A 16756-nucleotide genomic window follows, 5' to 3' on the forward strand; every position below is an offset into this window, starting at 1 on the left:
CCCGACATACCCCGGGAATCCCCCCGCAGGGGGAGGTGGTCCGTCGGTGCCCGACCCTAGGCTGGCCCGCATGCCCAGAACGACGTCCGCCGCGGTCGCGCACCTGCGCGACGTCTTCGCCACGGACGACCTGTGGGAGCGGCCGGGCCCGACCCCCGCGCAGCGTCGCAACGACCTGTGGATCGCCCTGGTCGTCTGGGCGCTGGCCGGGCTGGGGATGGAGCTCTTCCGCAGCTTCGTGGACGCGACCTACCTGGACCACCCGGGCTGGCTCTACCAGCTGCTGATCGCCGTCGGGGTGCTGCCGCTGGTGTGGCGCCGCAGCCACCCGCTGCTCGTCCTGGGGCTGCTGCAGGCACACCTCTTCCTCGTCGGCCTGACGGTGCCCGAGGTCATGCAGTCCTTCCCGATGCAGTGCGTCTACGTGTTCTCGTTGTTCAGCGGGGTGGCGTGGGCGCGCTCCCGGCAGGCGATGGTGGGGGTCGTCGCGGCGGTGCTGGTGCTGATGTTCGGGTGGATCACCTGGCAGTTCGCGCTCGGCAGCGCGGTGGCGGACCTGATGCGCCGGCTGGGCGAGGGCCGGGCGCCGCAGGGCATCTTCCCGCTGGTGGCGGCCAACGTCGCCTACACCGTGCTGGTGAACGTCGCGTTCTTCGGCGGCGGCATCGTCGGCGGCCAGGCCGCGTGGCGGCAGGCGCGGTCCCGCGACCAGGTGGAGCGGCAGGCCCGCCAGCTGGCCGAGCAGGCCGACGAGCTCGCCGACCGTCGGGTCGTCGAGGAGCGGCTGCGCATCGCCCGCGAGCTGCACGACGTGGTGGCCCACCACGTGAGCGTCATGGGGGTCCAGGCCGCCGCGGCCCGGCGCGTCCTGGACCGCAACCCGCAGGCCGCGGCCGCCGCGCTGGAGAACGTCGAGGCGTCCTCGCGTCAGGCCGTCGGCGAGATGCGTGGGCTGCTCGGGGCGCTGCGCCGGGCGAGCCCGCCCGAGGCGACGCCGCCGGGCGACGACCACCGGGCGCCCCAGCCGGGCATCGACCAGATCCCCGAGCTGGTCCAGCAGGCCTGCCTGCCGGGCTTCTCGGTGACCTACGAGGTCGTCGAGGACCGGCCGGGCGCGCTGACTGAGGTGCCGATGCCCGTCGGGCTGTCGGTCTACCGCACCGTCCAGGAGGCCCTTGCCAACGTGCGTCGCCACTCCACCGCCCACCGGGCCACGGTCGCGGTGCGCCTGGTCGAGGCCGGCGGGCGGCGCCACGTCGAGGCCGAGATCCTCGACGACGGGCGTCCCCGCGGCGGCACCTCCGGCAGCGGGCTCGGGCTGCTGGGCATGCGGGAGCGGATCGCCAGCCACGGCGGCACCTCCGAGATCGGGCCGCGGGCGACCGGGGGCTACCGGGTCCGGGTGCGGTTCCCCCTCGCCGCCCCGGTCTAGGGTGACGGCCATGGACACGGGGGAGCGGCGACAGACGCTGCGCGTGCTGCTGGCCGACGACCAGGCGCTGGTGCGATCGGGATTCACGTTGATGCTCAGCGTCGAGGAGGACCTCGAGGTGGTCGGTGAGGCCGCCAACGGTCAGGTCGCGCTCGAGCAGGCCCGCGCCCTGCGCCCCGACGTCGTGCTCATGGACGTGCAGATGCCCGTGCTCGACGGCATCCAGGCCACCCGGCAGATCGTCGCCGAGGGCCTGGCCAAGGTGCTCATCCTGACCACCTTCGACGACGACGACTACCTCTTCGACGGGCTGCGGGCCGGCGCGAGCGGCTTCCTGCTCAAGAACGCCGACCCCGACCAGCTCGTCGACGCCGTCCGCGCCGTCGGGCACGGTCACGCGCTGCTTGCCCCCGAGGTGACCCGGCGGGTGATCGCCCGGATGACCGCCGCAGCGGCCCCACCCGGCGCCGGCGCGGGTCGTCGTACCGCCGCCGTCGGGTCCCTGACCGAGAGGGAGCGGGAGGTGCTCGTCCTCGTCGCACGAGGCCGGTCCAACGCCGAGATCGCCACGGAGCTCTACGTCGGGGAGGCCACGGTCAAGACCCACGTGTCCAACTGCCTCGCCAAGCTGCAGGTCCGGGACCGGGTCCAGGCCGTGATCGCGGCCTACGAGAGCGGACTGGTCCACCCCGGGGACGAGCCCGGGATCCGCCGCGCGGGGGAGGTGCGGCCGGGCTCGGGCTCCTAGGTTGGGTGGTGCGAGCAGGACGTACGCCGGGAAGAAGTCCCGGGGCCGCTCGCACGAGGATGACGGGGGCAGCGATGCTGGAGGTCCACGGCCTAACACGCCGCTTCGACGAGCACGTGGCGGTCGACCACGTGTCGTTCGAGGTGCCGGCCGGGCAGCTGACGGGTTTCGTCGGGGGCAACGGCGCGGGCAAGACCACGACGATGCGGATGATCATGGGTCTGCTGCAGATCCACGACGGCCGCGTGCTGTGGGACGGCCGCGAGATCACGACCGCCGACCGGCGGGCCTTCGGCTACATGCCGGAGGAGCGGGGGCTCTACCCCAAGCAGCCGATCGCCGAGCAGCTCGTCTACCTCGGGCGGCTGCACGGGATGTCGGCGGCCGAGGCGCGCCGCGCGGCCACCGAGCACCTGGAGCGCTTCGGCCTGGGCGACCGGGCCAAGGACAAGCTCGAGTCCCTGTCGCTGGGCAACCAGCAGCGCGTCCAGATCGCCGCGGCCGTGATGAGCCGCCCGATCGCCCTGATCCTGGACGAGCCCTTCTCCGGGCTGGACCCGACGAGCGTCGACGTGATGGTCGACCTGCTGCGCGAGCACACCCGCCACGGCGTGCCCGTGCTCTTCTCCAGCCACCAGCTCGACGTCGTGGACCGGATCTGCGACTCCCTCGTCGTGCTCGCCCAGGGACGGGTCGTCGCCTCGGGCACCGCCGAGGCCCTGCGCGCCTCCGGGCCGCAACGCCACCGGCTCGTGCTCGGGTCGGACGCCGGCTGGGTGCGCGAGATGCCCGGCCTGCACGTCGTCGACGTCGACGGCCCCACCGCGCTGCTGGAGCTCACCGAGCCCGGCGCCGAGCGCACCCTGCTGACCGAGGCCCTGGCACGCGGGACGGTCGTCGAGCTCGCCCGCGTGCATCCCAGCCTGAGCGAGATCTACCGTGAGGTGACGGCATGAGCACGATCGCGACCCCCAGCGCCCCCGACGTCCGCGACCCCCGCGGCAGTCACCCCGCCGACCCTGCGGGGGACGGGCCGGTCCGACGCGAGTCTCCCGGCAACGCCTGGCAGCTCGTGGCCGCCCGCGAGATCGCCGTCAAGCTGCGCGACAAGAACTTCCTGATGGGCACCGTCGTGTCGATGCTGCTGATCCTGGGGATGGTGGGCGTCAACGCCTTCCTGGCCGGGCGCACCTCCACCACGTCCGTCGCGGTCATCAACGCCGAGGGCAGGCAGCTCGCCGACGCGGTCGCGCGGGCCGTGCACGCCGGCGACGACAAGGCCCAGGTCACCATCCGGCAGGTCGCCGACCAGGCCACCGCCGAGCGGGAGGTCAAGGACGGCACCACCGACCTCGTCCTCTCCCAGGCCGGGGGCACCTGGCGCCTCGCCGGCAAGGAGCAACCGGACAGCAAGGTCGCCGCCGCCGCCCGCGAGATCCTCCAGCAGCAGGTCCTCGCCGCGACCGCGGCCAAGGCCGGCACCACCCCCGACGCGCTCGCCAAGGCCGGTGCCCTGCAGACCACCGCGCTCGACGACGGCGGCGACGAGCGCAAGATCAGCGGGATGATCGTCGGCTTCGTCTTCACGTTCCTGTTCTACATGGCCGCCCTGATGTTCGGGATGCAGATCGCCCAGTCGGTCATCGAGGAGAAGCAGTCCCGCATCGTCGAGATCCTGGCCAGCGCCATCCCCACCCGTCAGCTCCTCGCCGGCAAGGTCATCGGCAACACCGTCATCGCCGTCGGGCAGATCGTGATCTACGTCGGGCTGGCGCTCGTGGGGCTCGCCTTCACGCCCTACAAGGAGATGCTCCCGGCCCTGTCCGGCTCGATGGCGTGGGGCCTGGTGTTCTTCCTCGTCGGGTTCCTCGGGCTCGCGTGCCTGTGGGCCGTCGCCGGGGCCCTCGCCACCCGCAACGAGGACCTGCAGCAGACCGCCACCCCGATGACCATGCTGCTCATGGCCGGCTTCTTCGCGACCTTCATGGCCAAGGGGGTCTGGATCAAGGCACTGTCCTTCGTGCCGGTGCTGTCGACGATGCTCATGCCCGGCCGGGTCGGGTCCGGCGAGGCCGCCTGGTGGGAGCCGGCGCTCGCGCTTCTGCTGGCGCTGGCCTTCGCCGCGACGACCGTGCTGCTCGGCGAGCGGATGTACCGCCGCTCCCTGATGCAGACCTCGTCTCGCATGACGTTCCGCCAGGCGCTCGCCGCCCAGGACTGAGCGACACTGCGCAGGGCCCGGCCAGGCGGTCGGGCCCTCCGGCGTGAGAGGGACGAGATGCGGTACGCCTACCTGGGGCCCGAGGGCACCTTCACCGAGCAGGCCCTGCTGCAGCTGCCTGCCGCGTCCGTGCCCGACGCCGAGCGGGTGCCCTGCGCGACCGTGGACGCGGCGCTCGCGGCGGTGCGGTCCGGGTCGGCGGACGCCGCGGTGGTCCCGATCGAGAACTCCGTCGAGGGCGGGGTCTCGGCCACCCTCGACGCGCTCGCCACCGGGCAGCCGCTGCTCGTCGTCGGCGAGGTGCTGGTGCCGATCACCTTCGTGCTGGCGGCCCCTCGCGGGACGGCGCTCGCCGCGGTGCGAGCCGTGGGCACCCACTCCCACGCCTGGGCCCAGGTCCGCGGGTGGATGGCGACGCATCTGCCGCAGGCGTCCTATGTCCCGACGCCGTCGACGGCGGCGGCTGCCGCGGGCCTGGCCCCGGATCGTGCTGGGACAGAGCCGAGCCCGTACGACGCAGCGGTCTGCGCGCCCCGCGCCGCGGCGGTTCACGGGCTCGAGGTGCTCGCGAGCGACGTCGGGGACGACGCCGGCGCGGTCACCCGCTTCGTCCTGGTCGCGCGCCCCGGGGCGACTCCGCCCCCGACGGGGGCGGACAGGACCACGGTGGTGCTCTACCAGCGGGCCGACCACCCGGGCGGGCTGCTGGAGCTGCTCGAGCAGTTCGCCGCCCGCGGGGTCAACCTCACCCGTCTGGAGTCCCGCCCGACCGGGGAGGGGATGGGGCGCTACTGCTTCTCGGTCGACGTGGCGGGACACGTCGCGGACGAGCGGGTGGGCGAGGCGCTGATGGGGTTGCGGCGGGTGTGCGCGGACGTGCGCTTCCTGGGGTCCTACCCGCGCGCCGACGGGTTGCCCGCCACCGTGGCCGCGGGGACGTGCGACGCCGACTTCGTGGCGGCGCGGGCGTGGCTGCGCTCGGTGCGGGGCTGAGCGGGCGACACGCCCGGCGGACTGCGCCACGTGCCCCTCGTGGTGGCGACACGCCGCGGGTCTCCCGCCACGTGCCCCTCGTGGCGCGGCAGGCGGGGGGGAGGGGTGAGGCGTCTCACCCGGCCTGATCGCGCGGCTCGCGACCGGCCTGACTAGGGTCGACGGTATGACGCACATCCTCTGCATGGGCGGCGGGGGCTTCTCCACGGCGCCCGACGGCGCGGCCACGGCCCTCGACCGTCATGCCCTCGAGCTGACCGGCAAGTCCAACCCGCTGGTGTGCTTCGCGCCCACGGCCTCCGCAGACGACCCGCAGTACATCCACCGCTTCCTGACCGCCTTCGGCGGACTCGGCGTGCCGACCATGGTCCTCACCCTCTGGCAGGACAGCCGGCACGCCCTCGAGCGCTTTGGCGACATCGACCTGCTCTACGTCGGGGGCGGCTCGACCGTCAACCTCATGGCCCTGTGGGACGCCCACGGGGTCAGCCAGGAGGTCCGTGACCTGCGGGCCGAGCGCGACGTCGTCTTCGCCGGGGTCAGCGCCGGCGCCAACGTGTGGTGCGAGGGCTGCACCACCGACTCCTTCGGCGGCATCGACCCCTGGCGCGGTGGCCTCGGTTTCGTGCGGGGCTCGTTCTCGCCGCACTTCGACTCCGAGGCGGAGCGTGCCCCGCAGTTCCTGTCCTGGGTCCGCGAGGGTGACCTGCCCGTCGGCTGGGCCGCCGACGACGGGGCGGCTCTCCACGTCCTCGACGGCAAGGTGCAGGCGTGCGTCTCCGAGCGCGACGGTGCCAAGGTCTATCGCGTCGACCGCACCGGAATCACCGCGCAGCCGATGACCAGGCTGGGCTGACCCCCGACCGCGACCCGGGCCGTATGACCGAACCAGGCGTGGCCCCCTCCCGCGGGAGGGGGCCACGCCTGGTTCGGTCATACCTGCAGGTGCTTGCGCAGTCCTGCCTCGCCTGCCCGCATCATGTGGAGGTGGTTGAGCTCGAAGGCCGGCCGGGTCGCCGCCGGCAGCCGGGCCAGCCGGGGATGGGTGAGGTCGCACTCCTGGGACCAGCGCGCGGCCGTGGTGGTCTCGCCCTGCCAGGTGAGCTGCCACATCGCCCAGCCGGTGAGGTCGCCCGTCAGCCCGACGCGGAGCACGCCGGAGCCGGGGTCCTCGACCTGGCGGGTCAGCACCACGCGCAGCGCGATCGGCAGCCCGGACCGCATGGTCATCCGGACCTCGTCGGGTCCGAGTCGCTCGACCTGGCGCACCTGCGGCCACCACCGGTCGTAGCCGTCGACGTCCCGCAGGATCTCGAAGGCAGGGCCCAGCGGGCGCGGCACCTGCCACACCTGCTCGAACCGGTAGTGCTGGCCGGTCATGCCGTCCGCGCGCGCTCGGTGCGGGAGGCGCGGGCGTCGTCGTGGTGCCGCTCGTGACGTCGCAGCCACAGCCACGCCATCACCGTGCACAGGATGCCGTTGAGGAAGCCGACGGTGATGTCGACCGGCGAGTGCATGCCGCGGTAGAACCGGCCGAAGGCCACGAGGAGCGGGACGATCACGCAGATCGTCTGCACCACCCGCCGCAGGACGGGGTTGGCGATGCGGTGCGCCATGAGCGCGAAGGTGAGGTAGAGCGCGGTCGCGGCGCCGACGTGACCGCTGGGGAAGCTGGAGGTGGGCGGGGCCGGGTCGAGCTTGGCGACGTCGGGGCGCGGGCGGCCGGTCAGCTCGGTCGCCGTGACGAACACGCTGGCCTGCAGGGCGATGGCGATGCCGGGGATGACGGCATACCACCACTCCTTGGTGCGCCACCACACCAGGGCCACGACGACCAGGCACAGGCCGATGACGTACTCCGTGTTGCCGATGGTGGACCAGACGTGCGTGATCGTGTTCCACAGAGGGGTGCGGGCCTGCTCGATGTCCTTGCTCAGCGGCGCCTCGGCGGTGCGCACGCCGAGGAGCGGGCCCATCAGGAGCTTGCCGAGGCCGAGGATCGCGAGGAACAGCGCGAACGCCGGGGCGAGGGCACGGACCGCGAGGTCCTTGCAGGCCTCGCCCACGTGGGGGCGGCTGCGATCGAGGTCGTATCTGAGGAGGAAGGGCATCAGCGGCTCCGCTGCTCGGGCCCGGGGGCGGTCTGCCCGGGGGCGGGGTGGGTGGTGGGGCGGGCAGGGGTGCTGGGATCCGTGGGGTCGGTGGGATTGGCCGGGACACCGGGCTCGGCGTGGTGGGGACGCACGAAGCCGCGCCAGGAGCCGTGGACCAGCGCCGCCGCCAGGACCAGGCCCGCGGTCACGTCCGACGGGTAGTGCACCCCCAGGAGGACCCGGTCCAGCAGGATCGACACGGTGACGACGGCGGCCAGCAGGCAGGCCGTGACCCGCGCCGCCGTCGTGCGCAGCAGCGGCCAGAGCAGCACCACCAGGGTGAGGCAGATGGCGGAGGTGTTGGCGGCGTGCCCCGACGGGAAGCTGTAGCCCGGTGCGGTCGACACCGGGTCGTCGACGATCGGGCGGGCGCGCTGGACCAGGAGCTTGGCCTGCAGGAAGAGGTTCCAGCCGACCATCATGGTGACCCAGGCCCACAGCGACCGCGCGGCCATCCCCCTGGCCCGCCAGGTCCACAGGCACACCAGGGTCGCACCGACGTACGCCCGCCAGGGCTGCCAGATCTCCTGCCAGACCACGAGGGCCGACCGCAGCTGCGGGTGCGCACGGGTGTGGTCCGTCGCCCGCCGGATCACCTCGGTGTCCAGGTGGATCAGCGGCTCGTAGCGCTGCTGCACGAGCACGGCGAGCGCCACCACGGGCAGGCTGAGCAGCACCGACGTCAGAACGGCTCTGCCGAGACGCCTGAGGTGGTGACGGTGGAGCCGACGCAACCAGTCACTCCCGTCCGGGGCCGGGCACGGCGGCCGTGGCGCCGGTGTCGGGGGTCGCGTCGGCCACGCGCACGCTCAGGGCCAGGGGTCGGACGGTCGCGCGCATGCTGGTGCGCTCACCGATCGTGTCGCCGTCCAGCTGGACCTGCACGGGCTGGTCCGAGCGCACCGAGATCGCCCGCGTGGTGTGGTGGGTCACCCGGTGGTGGCCCTTGCGCTGGGCGGTGATCAGCCGCAGCGCGACCGCGCCCCAGCCGATCCCGCCGTCCGGCGACAGCACGAGGGCGTCCAGGTGGCCGTCGTCGACCTGGGCCTCGGGCATGAGCGCCAGGCCCTGGATCTTGCCGCAGTTGCCGACGATGACGCTGCGGGTACGCCGGGAGAAGCGCTCGGTGTCCGTCTCCACCCGGGCCTTGAACTGCGAGCCCCACAGGTGCTTCAGGCCCGAGACGATGTATGCCGGCCAGCCCATCGCGGCCTTCAGGCCCTCGGGGGCGTCGGCCATGATGTCCGCGTCGAAGCCCATGCCCGCCATGACGAGGAAGTACATCTCCTCCGGGCCGGAGTCCTCCGGCGGGATGCTGCCGGCGTCGGTCTCCTCGCCGTCGATCTCGTGCTCGTCGTCCCGGGGGGCCGGGTCGACGGTGAGCACCCCCACGTCGATGGTGCGGACCTCGCCGGTGAGCGCGATGACGAGGGCGTCGCGCAGCGAGTCGACCGGCAGGTCGAGGTTGCGGGCCAGCAGGTTCCCGGTGCCGCCGGGCAGCAGCCCCATCGGGACGGGGTTGCCTGCAGCGGTGAGCTCGCTGCCGACGGTGCGCACGGTGCCGTCACCGCCGAGGGGGCAGATCACCTGGACGCCGGCGTCGATGGCCTCCTTGGTCTGCCCCGAGCCCGGGTCGTCCTCGGTGGTCTCGAGCCACAGCGGCTCGTCCCAGCCGAGCTCCTGGCAGACCTCGGTCACCTCGGCGCGGACCTCTGCCACGTCGTCGAACTTGGTGGGGTTGACGATGACGGCGGCGCGGGGGAGGCTCGGCTCAGGCTCAGGCTCAGGCTCAGGCTCAGGACGAGGCTCGCGCTCCGGCTCCCGGAGCGGCTCTGGCCCAGGGGTCGGCGCAGGGGTCGACGTGGGCTCGGCGACCGGCTCAGGTGGCCTGGTGCCGACCGGCTCCCGGTCCCTCCCCCGCAGGGCGAGCACGGCAAGGACGGCCGTCAGCACGACGACCAGGACGATGATCCACACCCACATGACTGGCACGAGGGTGACCGTACCCAGGCACCCAAGCCTGCCTACCTGGTTTGGACTGATCGGGGTCTGTTCGTGACCTTGCGTCCACCGCGCGGGCGGCGGCAGGGTTCCCCCTCGGCATACCTGCGGGTCGCCCCGTCGTCATCAGGTGTGCATCTCGCCGTCGGGGACGGCCGTCATACCAGGTGGAGGGTGGCCGGACCGCCCACTAGGCTCGGCCCGTGATCGACATCAAGCTCCTGCGCGAGGACCCCGAGCGGGTCCGGGCGTCGCAAACGGCCCGTGGCGAGGACCCCACCCTCGTCGACCAGATCCTCGACCTCGACCGGCGCCGACGCTCGGCGCAGTCCGGGTTCGAGCAGCTGCGGGCGGAGCAGAAGTCCGTCTCCAAGGACGTGGGTGCTCTCATGGGCCGCGCGCAGAAGGCCCGGAAGGCCGGTGACGCCGACGCCGACGAGCTGATGGCGCAGGCCCAGGCCGCTCGCACCCGGGCCGCCGAGCTGAGCGACCGGGTCAAGGAGCTCGAGCAGGCGGCCGACGAGGCGGCCCGCGAGATGGAGACCATCGCCCTCCGCGTGGGCAACGTCGTCGTCGACGGGGTCCCGACCGGTGGCGAGGAGGACTTCGCGCTGGTCGAGGAGGTCGGGACGCCTCGGGACTTCGCGGCCGAGGGCTTCGCGCCCAAGGACCACGTCGACCTCGGCCTGGGCCTGGGGATCATGGACCTGGAGCGCGGCGCCAAGGTCGCGGGCAGCCGGTTCTACTACCTCGTGGGTGACGGCGCCCGGCTGGAGTACGCCCTCATGGGTCTGGCCCAGCAGGTCGCGAGCGAGGAGGGCTTCGTTCCCCTCGTCGTCCCCAACCTGGTCAAGGGCCACACCATGGCGGGCGCGGGCTTCCTGGACAGCCACGCCGACGAGGTCTACCAGCTGCCCGCCGACGAGCTCTACCTCACCGGCACCTCGGAGGTGGGCCTGGCGGGCTACCACCTGGACGAGATCGTCGACCTGGGCGCCGGTCCGCTGCGCTACACCGCGACCTCGACGTGCTACCGACGCGAGGCGGGCAGCCACGGCAAGGACACCAAGGGAATCTTCCGGGTCCACCAGTTCCAGAAGACCGAGATGTTCGTCTACTGCCGTCCCGAGGACGCCGAGGCAGAGCACGCCAACCTGCTGCGCATCGAGCGCCGGATGCTCGACGCGCTCGAGCTGCCCTACCGCGTGATCGACGTGGCCGCCGGCGACCTCGGCGGGCCGGCGGCGCGCAAGTTCGACTGCGAGGCATGGGTGCCCAGCCAGGAGCGTTACCGGGAGCTGACCTCCACGTCGAACTGCACGACCTTCCAGGCGCGGCGGCTCGGCATCCGCGAGCGCGACCCGCAGGGCAGCGGCACCCGCGTCGTCGCCACGCTCAACGGCACCATGCTCACCAACACCCGCCCGATGGTCGCGCTGCTCGAGAACCACCAGCAGGCCGACGGGTCCGTGCGGGTGCCCGCGGCGCTGCGGCCCTGGCTGGGCGGGCGCGAGGTCCTCGAGCCGGTGTCCCGCTGATGCCGGGCGTCGGGCGCGAGCCGGGCAGCCCGCAGGCCGCGGACGAGACGGTGACCTGCGTGGCGGACCCGGGCTCGACGCCGGTCGGCGCGGTCGAGGACGAGGTGGTGGACTCCCGCCGGGCCCGTCGTCCGCGGATGGTCTGCCTGGACATCGACGGCACCACCATCAACCACGCGGGCGAAATGTCCGACGCGGTGCGCGAGGCCGTCCAGGACGTCGCCGAGGCCGGGGTGCACGTGGTCATGGCCACCGGGCGCGCCTGCGTGGCGGCCATGCCGATCATCCGCAGCCTCGGGATCTCGCGCGGGCGGGCGGTGTGCTCCAACGGCGCCGTCACCCTCAAGCTCGACCCCGAGCGCAAGAAGGGCTACAAGTTCACCGAGGTCGTGACCTTCGAGCCCGGCCCGTCCTTGGAGCTGCTGCGCGCCAGGATCCCCGGCGCCCTGGTCGCGGTCGAGGAGCTCGGCAAGGGGTTCAAGGTCAACGAGCCCTTCCCCGAGGGCGAGCTCGACGGCAAGATCCGCGTGGTCGGCTGGGACGAGCTCGTCGCCACCCCGGCCACCCGCGTGACCCTGCGCCAGCCCGACGTGCCGGTGGAGGACTTCCTGCGCACCGTGCACTCGGTGGGCCTGCACGGCGTGTCGTACGCCGTCGGCTTCTCCGCCTGGCTCGACATCAACCCCGAGGGCGTCTCCAAGGCCTCGGCGCTGGAGCTGGTGCGCCGCAAGCTCGGCGTCGACCCCCGCGACACCGTGGCCTGCGGCGACCAGCGCAACGACCTGGAGATGCTGTCCTGGGCCGCCCGCGGGGTGGCCATGGGCAACGCCCCCGACGAGGTCAAGGCCGTCGCCGACGAGGTGACCGGGCACGTCGACGACGACGGTCTCGTGCCGGTGCTGCGCTCCCTGATCGCCTGATCCCCCGGCCACCCCCGGACCGCGTCGGGGCGCCTCGGCGTCCGCACGGGGCAGGCCCGGCCTCGACGGGGTCCATCCCGGATGCAGAAAGCCGCCCACCTCGGCTGTCACTTGAAGTAGCGTGCAACTACTGAAAGTGAACTTCGGGGGGTGTCGTGCACACGACCGGCTTGCGGGTGACCATGGCGACGCTGCTCGCCGGGGCGTTGTTGACACCTGCCGGAGCAGCCCTGGCGGACCCCGACCCCGTCCAGCCCGTGGAGAGCTCGACGGACCCCATCCCGGGCGAGCCGCTCCCCGGCATACCGACGTCCACCGGCACGAGCCCCACCCCCTCCGCCACCCTGAGCCCGCACCAGCCCGACGGTCAGGCGCTGCGTCTCCAGGTCGGTTGCGAGGACTGCTCCTGGCCCTTCCACTGGGTCGCAGGGCTGGGCCGGACGCGGGTCACCGGCCTCACGCTGCCGGCCCGCGCCGGAGCGACGGTCACCATCCGGCGCCTGCTGCCGGGACAGACGGCCTGGACCAACGCCGGCTACGTGGCCACCGACGCGCTAGGCCGGTTCACCTGGGTCGGCCCGATGACCCCGCCGGGCACCGTCACCTACCAAGCCACCATGGCTGCAGGCGGCGCCTCGCAGGTCGAACGCCGAACGGTGGTGAACCCCGCCGTCACGCTCGCGGTCCCGGCGACCCTCGACACCCTCCTGGACCCGACGCTGGCCGGGGGCATCGTGCCGCGGCTCGCCGGCATCCCGGTCCGCACCGAGGTCTTGGTGGGCGGCGTGTGGCGCAGCGCCGCCACCCGCCCCTCGACGAGCGGAGGCGCCTGGGCCATGCCGCTCGCCTACGGCCGAGGCACGGCCGGGTCGTTCACCGTCCGCGCCGCGATCACCCTGCCCGGAGGCCGGGTCGTGGTCAGCCGGACGCGGGTGGTCCGTCGGGCCGCCGTGCTGCGTCCCGTCGTCCGTGGCACCGTCCGGTCGGACGTGCCGGCGACCTATCGCACCGGGTGCCCCGTCGGCCCGTCGCGCCTGAGCACGATCGACATGAACCACTGGGGCTTCGACGGCCGGATCCACCGCGGGCGGCTGGTGATCCGCAGCGGCGACGTGGCACCGATCCTGCGGGCCTTCCAGGTGGCCTTCGACGGGCGCTTCCCGATCCGGGAGATGCGTGACGCCAGCGTCTACGGCGGCGACGACGTGGTCTCCATGGAGCACGACAACACCAATGCCTTCAACTGTCGCCGCGTCACCGGCAATCCCTACCGGATGTCCCCGCACGCCTATGGCACGTCGATCGACATCAACACCGTCGAGAACCCCTACCGCATCCCGTCCGGCGTGTGGCTGCCCCGCAACGGCGCGGCCTACGTCGCCCGATCGCCCTACCGTCCAGGGATGCTCACGCCCGGCCACCCTTTCACCCGGGCGTTGCAGGCCAACGGCTTCACCTGGCTGAGCGGGTTCGACTGGCAGCACTTCCAACGATGAGCCGTATGCCGGGGAAGGGCCCCTTCGCGCTCGCGGTGCTGGTGACGGGGTCGGCGCTCGCGGGGTGCTCGGGCACGGACGATCTCGCGGGGCCGGCGGCACGCTCGGCCCCGGTGGTGACACCGGTCGCCCCCTCGCGGACCGTGGCCGCCGGATCGGTCGACACGGGGTCGTCCGGGCCGACGGGCGTGTCGAGCAGTGCCCCCGTCCGGGCCACCGGTGCCGAGTCGCGGGCGGGTGAGGCACCCGTCGTCGAGCCGCCCAGACCCACGGCGCCGGCTCCCACCACGGCGGGCGCGTTGGACGCCCGCGCCCTGCCCACGCCCTCGGGGTGGCACACCCAGGTCGGGGACGGCGCCGACGGTGGGTACATCCCCAACGGCAGCTGGGTCAACGCCCGCGACGCGCACTCCACCGCCAACGAGATCCTGGCGCTGGGGTGTCGTCAGGCCCCGGCAGGGTGGCCGGTCCCCACGGCGGCCCTGGAAGGCAGCTATGTCGGGCCTGCTGGTGCTTCCGGGACATCGGTGGTTCTGGAGCTGGCCTCGGCCGCCGCCGCCACCCGCTTCCTGCAGATCCATCGTGAGCAGGGTCGGTCGTGCGCGCCGCCGGACTACGAGGAGATCGACGTCTCGGCCGACAGGCTCGTGGACCGCCGTGTGCTCGAGGGGGATCCGACGCGGTGGCTGGAGGTCGTCGGCGTCCGCGACCGACAGGTGACCTTCCTGATGCTCCAGGAGCAGGCCGGGCCCTTGACGCCCGCGCAGATCGACGCCGTGGTCGAGAGCGTCACCCGCTGAACGTCGCGGGCGGGTGGGGCGGGTGAGACGCGGGCTGGCCGAGGCGCGGGGGTGGTGAGATCCCGGGGGCAGCGGCGACGGGGTCAGCGGGCCTGAAGGGCGTCCAGGGCCACGGCCATCGCGGCCGCGCAGCGCCAGTCGAGCTGCCACCCGTTCGCGGCGGTGGGCAGCTCCACGACATACCGGTCGCGCACCGAGATCTTGCGCTCGACGCCGAGCACCGGGGTGCCGTCGTTGGCGGTGAAGTCGAAGTGGTAGACCCACGGGATCGGCAGCTCGTCGAGCACGGGGACGATCTCGAAGAGCCGCCGGGCCAGCGCGACCCCCTGGTTGCGCTCGGTGCCGGTCGACTCCAGCCCGTCGACGGTGCCGAGGTGCCAGGTGGAGCGCAGCAGCGACCTGGCGAAGTCCTTGCGGAACCAGCCGATCGCCTGGCCGTGGGCGTCGGTGATGTCGTAGGTCGCGGCCAGGTCGATCCGCTGCCGCGCCCGGAAGGAGAACACCGCCTGGGTCTTGGCCTCGTCGGCGTAGAACGTCACCTGCTCCTTGAACGCGAACCGCTTCTGCTGCGCGAAGGCCAGCAGCGCCCCCTCGTCGCCCGCGTCGTCGAGCTCGCGGATCTCGTAGCGGTTGACCAGCATCGTGATGCGCTGGCGGACGGCGAAGCGGCGGAGGCGCGGCTGGGTGCTCATGGGCCCATGCTGTCACCGCGCGAGGGTCGTGAGACGGCAGGCTGGGCGTCCCACCCGCCATACGGCCGTGTCATCCTGGGGACACCATGTCCGAGCTCGTGATCACCTCTGCCGCCAACCCTCGCCTGCGTGCCCTGACCGGCCTGCGCCGCCGACGTGTCCGGGAGGAGGCGGGGTTGACGCTCCTGGAGGGTTTCGAGGAGCTGGAGCTGGCCCTGTCCGCGGGGGTGCGCCCGCAGTCGTTGTACTACTGCCCGGAGCTGATGCCGGACCCGGACGCCCGGCTGGCGGTGGTGCGTGCGGCGGCGGAGGACGGCGCGGAGACGGTGCGGCTGGGGCGTGCGGCCTTCGAGAAGGTCGCCTACCGGGAGGGGCCGGACGGTTTCCTCGCCGTCGTCGCCTCGGTGGACCGCAGCCTGGCCGACCTGGCCCTGCCCGAGGACCCCTTCCTGCTCATCTGCGAAGGCGTCGAGAAGCCCGGCAACCTGGGTGCCATGCTCCGCACGGCCGACGCCGCGGGGGTCGACGCGGTGCTCGCCGCCGACCCGGTCACCGACTGGGGCAACCCGAATGTCATCCGCGGGAGCAAGGGCACGGTGTTCTCCGTCCCGGTGGCCACGGCGACGTCCGCGCAGACGCTGGCAGCCTGCCGGGAGCGCGGCGTGACGGTCGTCGCGGCGACGCCGGACACCGACGTGGAGCACACCGACGTGGACTACACCGGACCGGTCGCGATCGCGGTCGGCGCCGAGAAGACCGGCCTCACAAGGGAGTTCCTCGAGGCCGCTGACGTGCGGGTGCGGATCCCGATGGTGGGCCGCGCCAACTCGCTCAACGTCGCCACCTCCGCGGCCATCGTGATCTACGAGGCGGTGCGGCAGCGTCGGGTCGCCGGTCGCTGAGGGTGTCCCAACGGTCACCCCGGCTGCATGATCATCGATGCCTCTGTGTCACCATGAGGCCATGCGCGTCGATCACGTCTCCTATGCGGCCGAGCCGGACGGCTCCATCGCCACCGCCCAGCGGCTGGCCGAGCGACTGGGGGTGGAGCCGGTGTATGGCGGGGTCCACCCGGCCTTCGGCACACGCAACATCATCCTGCCGCTGGCGCACGAGCGGTACGTCGAGGTCGTCGAGTCGCTCGACCACCCGGTGTGCGACAAGGCGCCCTTCGGCCAGGCCGTCAAGGCGCGGTGCGCCCAGGGGGGCGGCTGGATGGGGTGGGTGGTGCGGGTCGACGACATCACCCGGGTCGAGGAGCGGGTGGGCCGCGACGCGGTCGCGGGGTCACGGACCCGTCCCGACGGCGTTCACCACTCCTGGCGTCAGCTGGGCGTCAACGGGTTGCTGGCCGACCCGCAGCTGCCGTACTTCGTGCAGTGGGACGACGGGGTCCAGCACCCCTCGTCGGAGGCCGCGACCCTGGTGACCATCCAGCGGATCACCATCGCCGGGTCGCCCGACCGCGTGCGGGACTGGCTCGGCAAGGACGCCGACGACACCTCCTCGGTCATCGACTTCGACTTCGTCTCGCCCAAGGGTCAGCCCGGGCTGATGGCGGTGACCTTCTCCACCCCGCAGGGCGAGGTCACCGTCTGAGCCGTATGCCGGCGCCAGGACTCGCGCTGCGAGCCGGCGGTCACCACGTCGCAGTGACCGTCGCGACACGCCAGCGGGCACGAGGACGGGCCGCGCACCCCATCGGGGTGCGCGGCCCGTCCTCGTGACTCCCGGCTGCTGGTGGCGCTGCTGCCGGGTGGTC

The 16756-nt window shown here is 73.1% G+C and carries 17 protein-coding genes; 12 read left to right on the forward strand and 5 right to left on the reverse strand.

The features are described from left to right. Nucleotides 1–70 precede the first annotated feature (70 nt). The 6 genes from ACK2IS_RS01285 (at nucleotide 71) to ACK2IS_RS01310 (ending at nucleotide 6250) form a co-directional block, all read left to right on the forward strand. Nucleotides 71–1432 (forward strand): sensor histidine kinase, encoded by a 1362-nt coding sequence (locus tag ACK2IS_RS01285; RefSeq protein ID WP_409484364.1) that lies wholly within the window; start codon nucleotides 71–73, stop codon nucleotides 1430–1432. Nucleotides 1433–1442: 10 nt separating this feature from the next. Further along, a complete protein-coding gene (locus ACK2IS_RS01290) occupies nucleotides 1443–2180 on the forward strand; it encodes a response regulator (protein WP_409484365.1) in 738 nt (245 codons plus the stop codon). 74 nt (nucleotides 2181–2254) lie between these two features. Then, nucleotides 2255–3136, forward strand: coding sequence for an ABC transporter ATP-binding protein (locus ACK2IS_RS01295; RefSeq protein WP_409484366.1), 882 nt, complete (start codon nucleotides 2255–2257; stop codon nucleotides 3134–3136). Next, nucleotides 3133–4401: an ABC transporter permease gene (locus tag ACK2IS_RS01300; RefSeq protein WP_409484367.1), complete on the forward strand. Its 1269-nt coding sequence runs from the start codon at nucleotides 3133–3135 to the stop codon at nucleotides 4399–4401. Before ACK2IS_RS01295 ends, ACK2IS_RS01300 begins: the two co-directional genes overlap by 4 nt. A gap of 57 nt (nucleotides 4402–4458) precedes the next feature. Further along, nucleotides 4459–5394: a prephenate dehydratase gene (gene pheA, locus ACK2IS_RS01305; protein WP_409484368.1), complete on the forward strand. Its 936-nt coding sequence runs from the start codon at nucleotides 4459–4461 to the stop codon at nucleotides 5392–5394. 166 nt (nucleotides 5395–5560) lie between these two features. Beyond that, on the forward strand, nucleotides 5561–6250 hold the full coding sequence (locus ACK2IS_RS01310; protein WP_409484369.1) for a Type 1 glutamine amidotransferase-like domain-containing protein: 690 nt from the start codon (nucleotides 5561–5563) through the stop codon (nucleotides 6248–6250). 77 nt (nucleotides 6251–6327) lie between these two features. Here the strand turns inward: ACK2IS_RS01310 and ACK2IS_RS01315 are convergent, their stop codons facing one another. The 4 genes from ACK2IS_RS01315 to ACK2IS_RS01330 all read right to left on the reverse strand — a co-directional run bounded on the left by ACK2IS_RS01315 (nucleotide 6328) and on the right by ACK2IS_RS01330 (nucleotide 9530). After that, nucleotides 6328–6774 carry an SRPBCC family protein gene (locus ACK2IS_RS01315; protein ID WP_409484370.1) on the reverse strand — a complete coding sequence of 149 codons (447 nt, stop codon included), beginning with the start codon at nucleotides 6772–6774 and terminating at the stop codon, nucleotides 6328–6330. Beyond that, the gene (locus ACK2IS_RS01320; RefSeq protein ID WP_409484371.1) at nucleotides 6771–7505 is read right to left on the reverse strand and encodes a phosphatase PAP2 family protein; all 735 of its coding nucleotides are present in this window, start codon (nucleotides 7503–7505) and stop codon (nucleotides 6771–6773) included. Before ACK2IS_RS01320 ends, ACK2IS_RS01315 begins: the two co-directional genes overlap by 4 nt. Beyond that, nucleotides 7505–8224 (reverse strand): phosphatase PAP2 family protein, encoded by a 720-nt coding sequence (locus ACK2IS_RS01325; RefSeq protein ID WP_409484372.1) that lies wholly within the window; start codon nucleotides 8222–8224, stop codon nucleotides 7505–7507. Before ACK2IS_RS01325 ends, ACK2IS_RS01320 begins: the two co-directional genes overlap by 1 nt. Nucleotides 8225–8285: 61 nt before the next feature. Next, on the reverse strand, nucleotides 8286–9530 hold the full coding sequence (locus ACK2IS_RS01330; RefSeq protein WP_409485693.1) for a diacylglycerol/lipid kinase family protein: 1245 nt from the start codon (nucleotides 9528–9530) through the stop codon (nucleotides 8286–8288). 221 nt (nucleotides 9531–9751) lie between these two features. Between ACK2IS_RS01330 and serS the strand changes: the two genes are divergently transcribed. From serS to ACK2IS_RS01350, 4 genes are all read left to right on the forward strand, one after another. Further along, nucleotides 9752–11086 (forward strand): serine--tRNA ligase, encoded by a 1335-nt coding sequence (gene serS, locus ACK2IS_RS01335; RefSeq protein WP_409484373.1) that lies wholly within the window; start codon nucleotides 9752–9754, stop codon nucleotides 11084–11086. Beyond that, nucleotides 11086–12006, forward strand: coding sequence for an HAD family hydrolase (locus tag ACK2IS_RS01340; RefSeq protein ID WP_409484374.1), 921 nt, complete (start codon nucleotides 11086–11088; stop codon nucleotides 12004–12006). Before serS ends, ACK2IS_RS01340 begins: the two co-directional genes overlap by 1 nt. Nucleotides 12007–12161: 155 nt before the next feature. Then, complete coding sequence (locus tag ACK2IS_RS01345) at nucleotides 12162–13502, forward strand: M15 family metallopeptidase (RefSeq protein ID WP_409484375.1); 1341 nt, start codon at nucleotides 12162–12164, stop codon at nucleotides 13500–13502. A gap of 5 nt (nucleotides 13503–13507) precedes the next feature. Then, nucleotides 13508–14302 (forward strand): hypothetical protein, encoded by a 795-nt coding sequence (locus ACK2IS_RS01350; protein ID WP_409484376.1) that lies wholly within the window; start codon nucleotides 13508–13510, stop codon nucleotides 14300–14302. A gap of 83 nt (nucleotides 14303–14385) precedes the next feature. On the opposite strand, the gene ACK2IS_RS01355 is transcribed toward ACK2IS_RS01350, so the two are convergent. Then, complete coding sequence (locus tag ACK2IS_RS01355) at nucleotides 14386–14994, reverse strand: hypothetical protein (RefSeq protein ID WP_409484377.1); 609 nt, start codon at nucleotides 14992–14994, stop codon at nucleotides 14386–14388. Nucleotides 14995–15080: 86 nt separating this feature from the next. Between ACK2IS_RS01355 and ACK2IS_RS01360 the strand changes: the two genes are divergently transcribed. Together ACK2IS_RS01360 and ACK2IS_RS01365 are read left to right on the forward strand one after the other, a co-directional pair. After that, nucleotides 15081–15896, forward strand: coding sequence for an RNA methyltransferase (locus ACK2IS_RS01360; protein ID WP_409484378.1), 816 nt, complete (start codon nucleotides 15081–15083; stop codon nucleotides 15894–15896). Nucleotides 15897–15957: 61 nt separating this feature from the next. Then, complete coding sequence (locus ACK2IS_RS01365) at nucleotides 15958–16593, forward strand: VOC family protein (protein WP_409484379.1); 636 nt, start codon at nucleotides 15958–15960, stop codon at nucleotides 16591–16593. Nucleotides 16594–16756 lie beyond the last annotated feature (163 nt).

The sequence above is a fragment of the Arsenicicoccus dermatophilus genome, from assembly GCF_046267915.1.
Lineage (GTDB): Bacteria > Actinomycetota > Actinomycetes > Actinomycetales > Dermatophilaceae > Arsenicicoccus > Arsenicicoccus dermatophilus_A.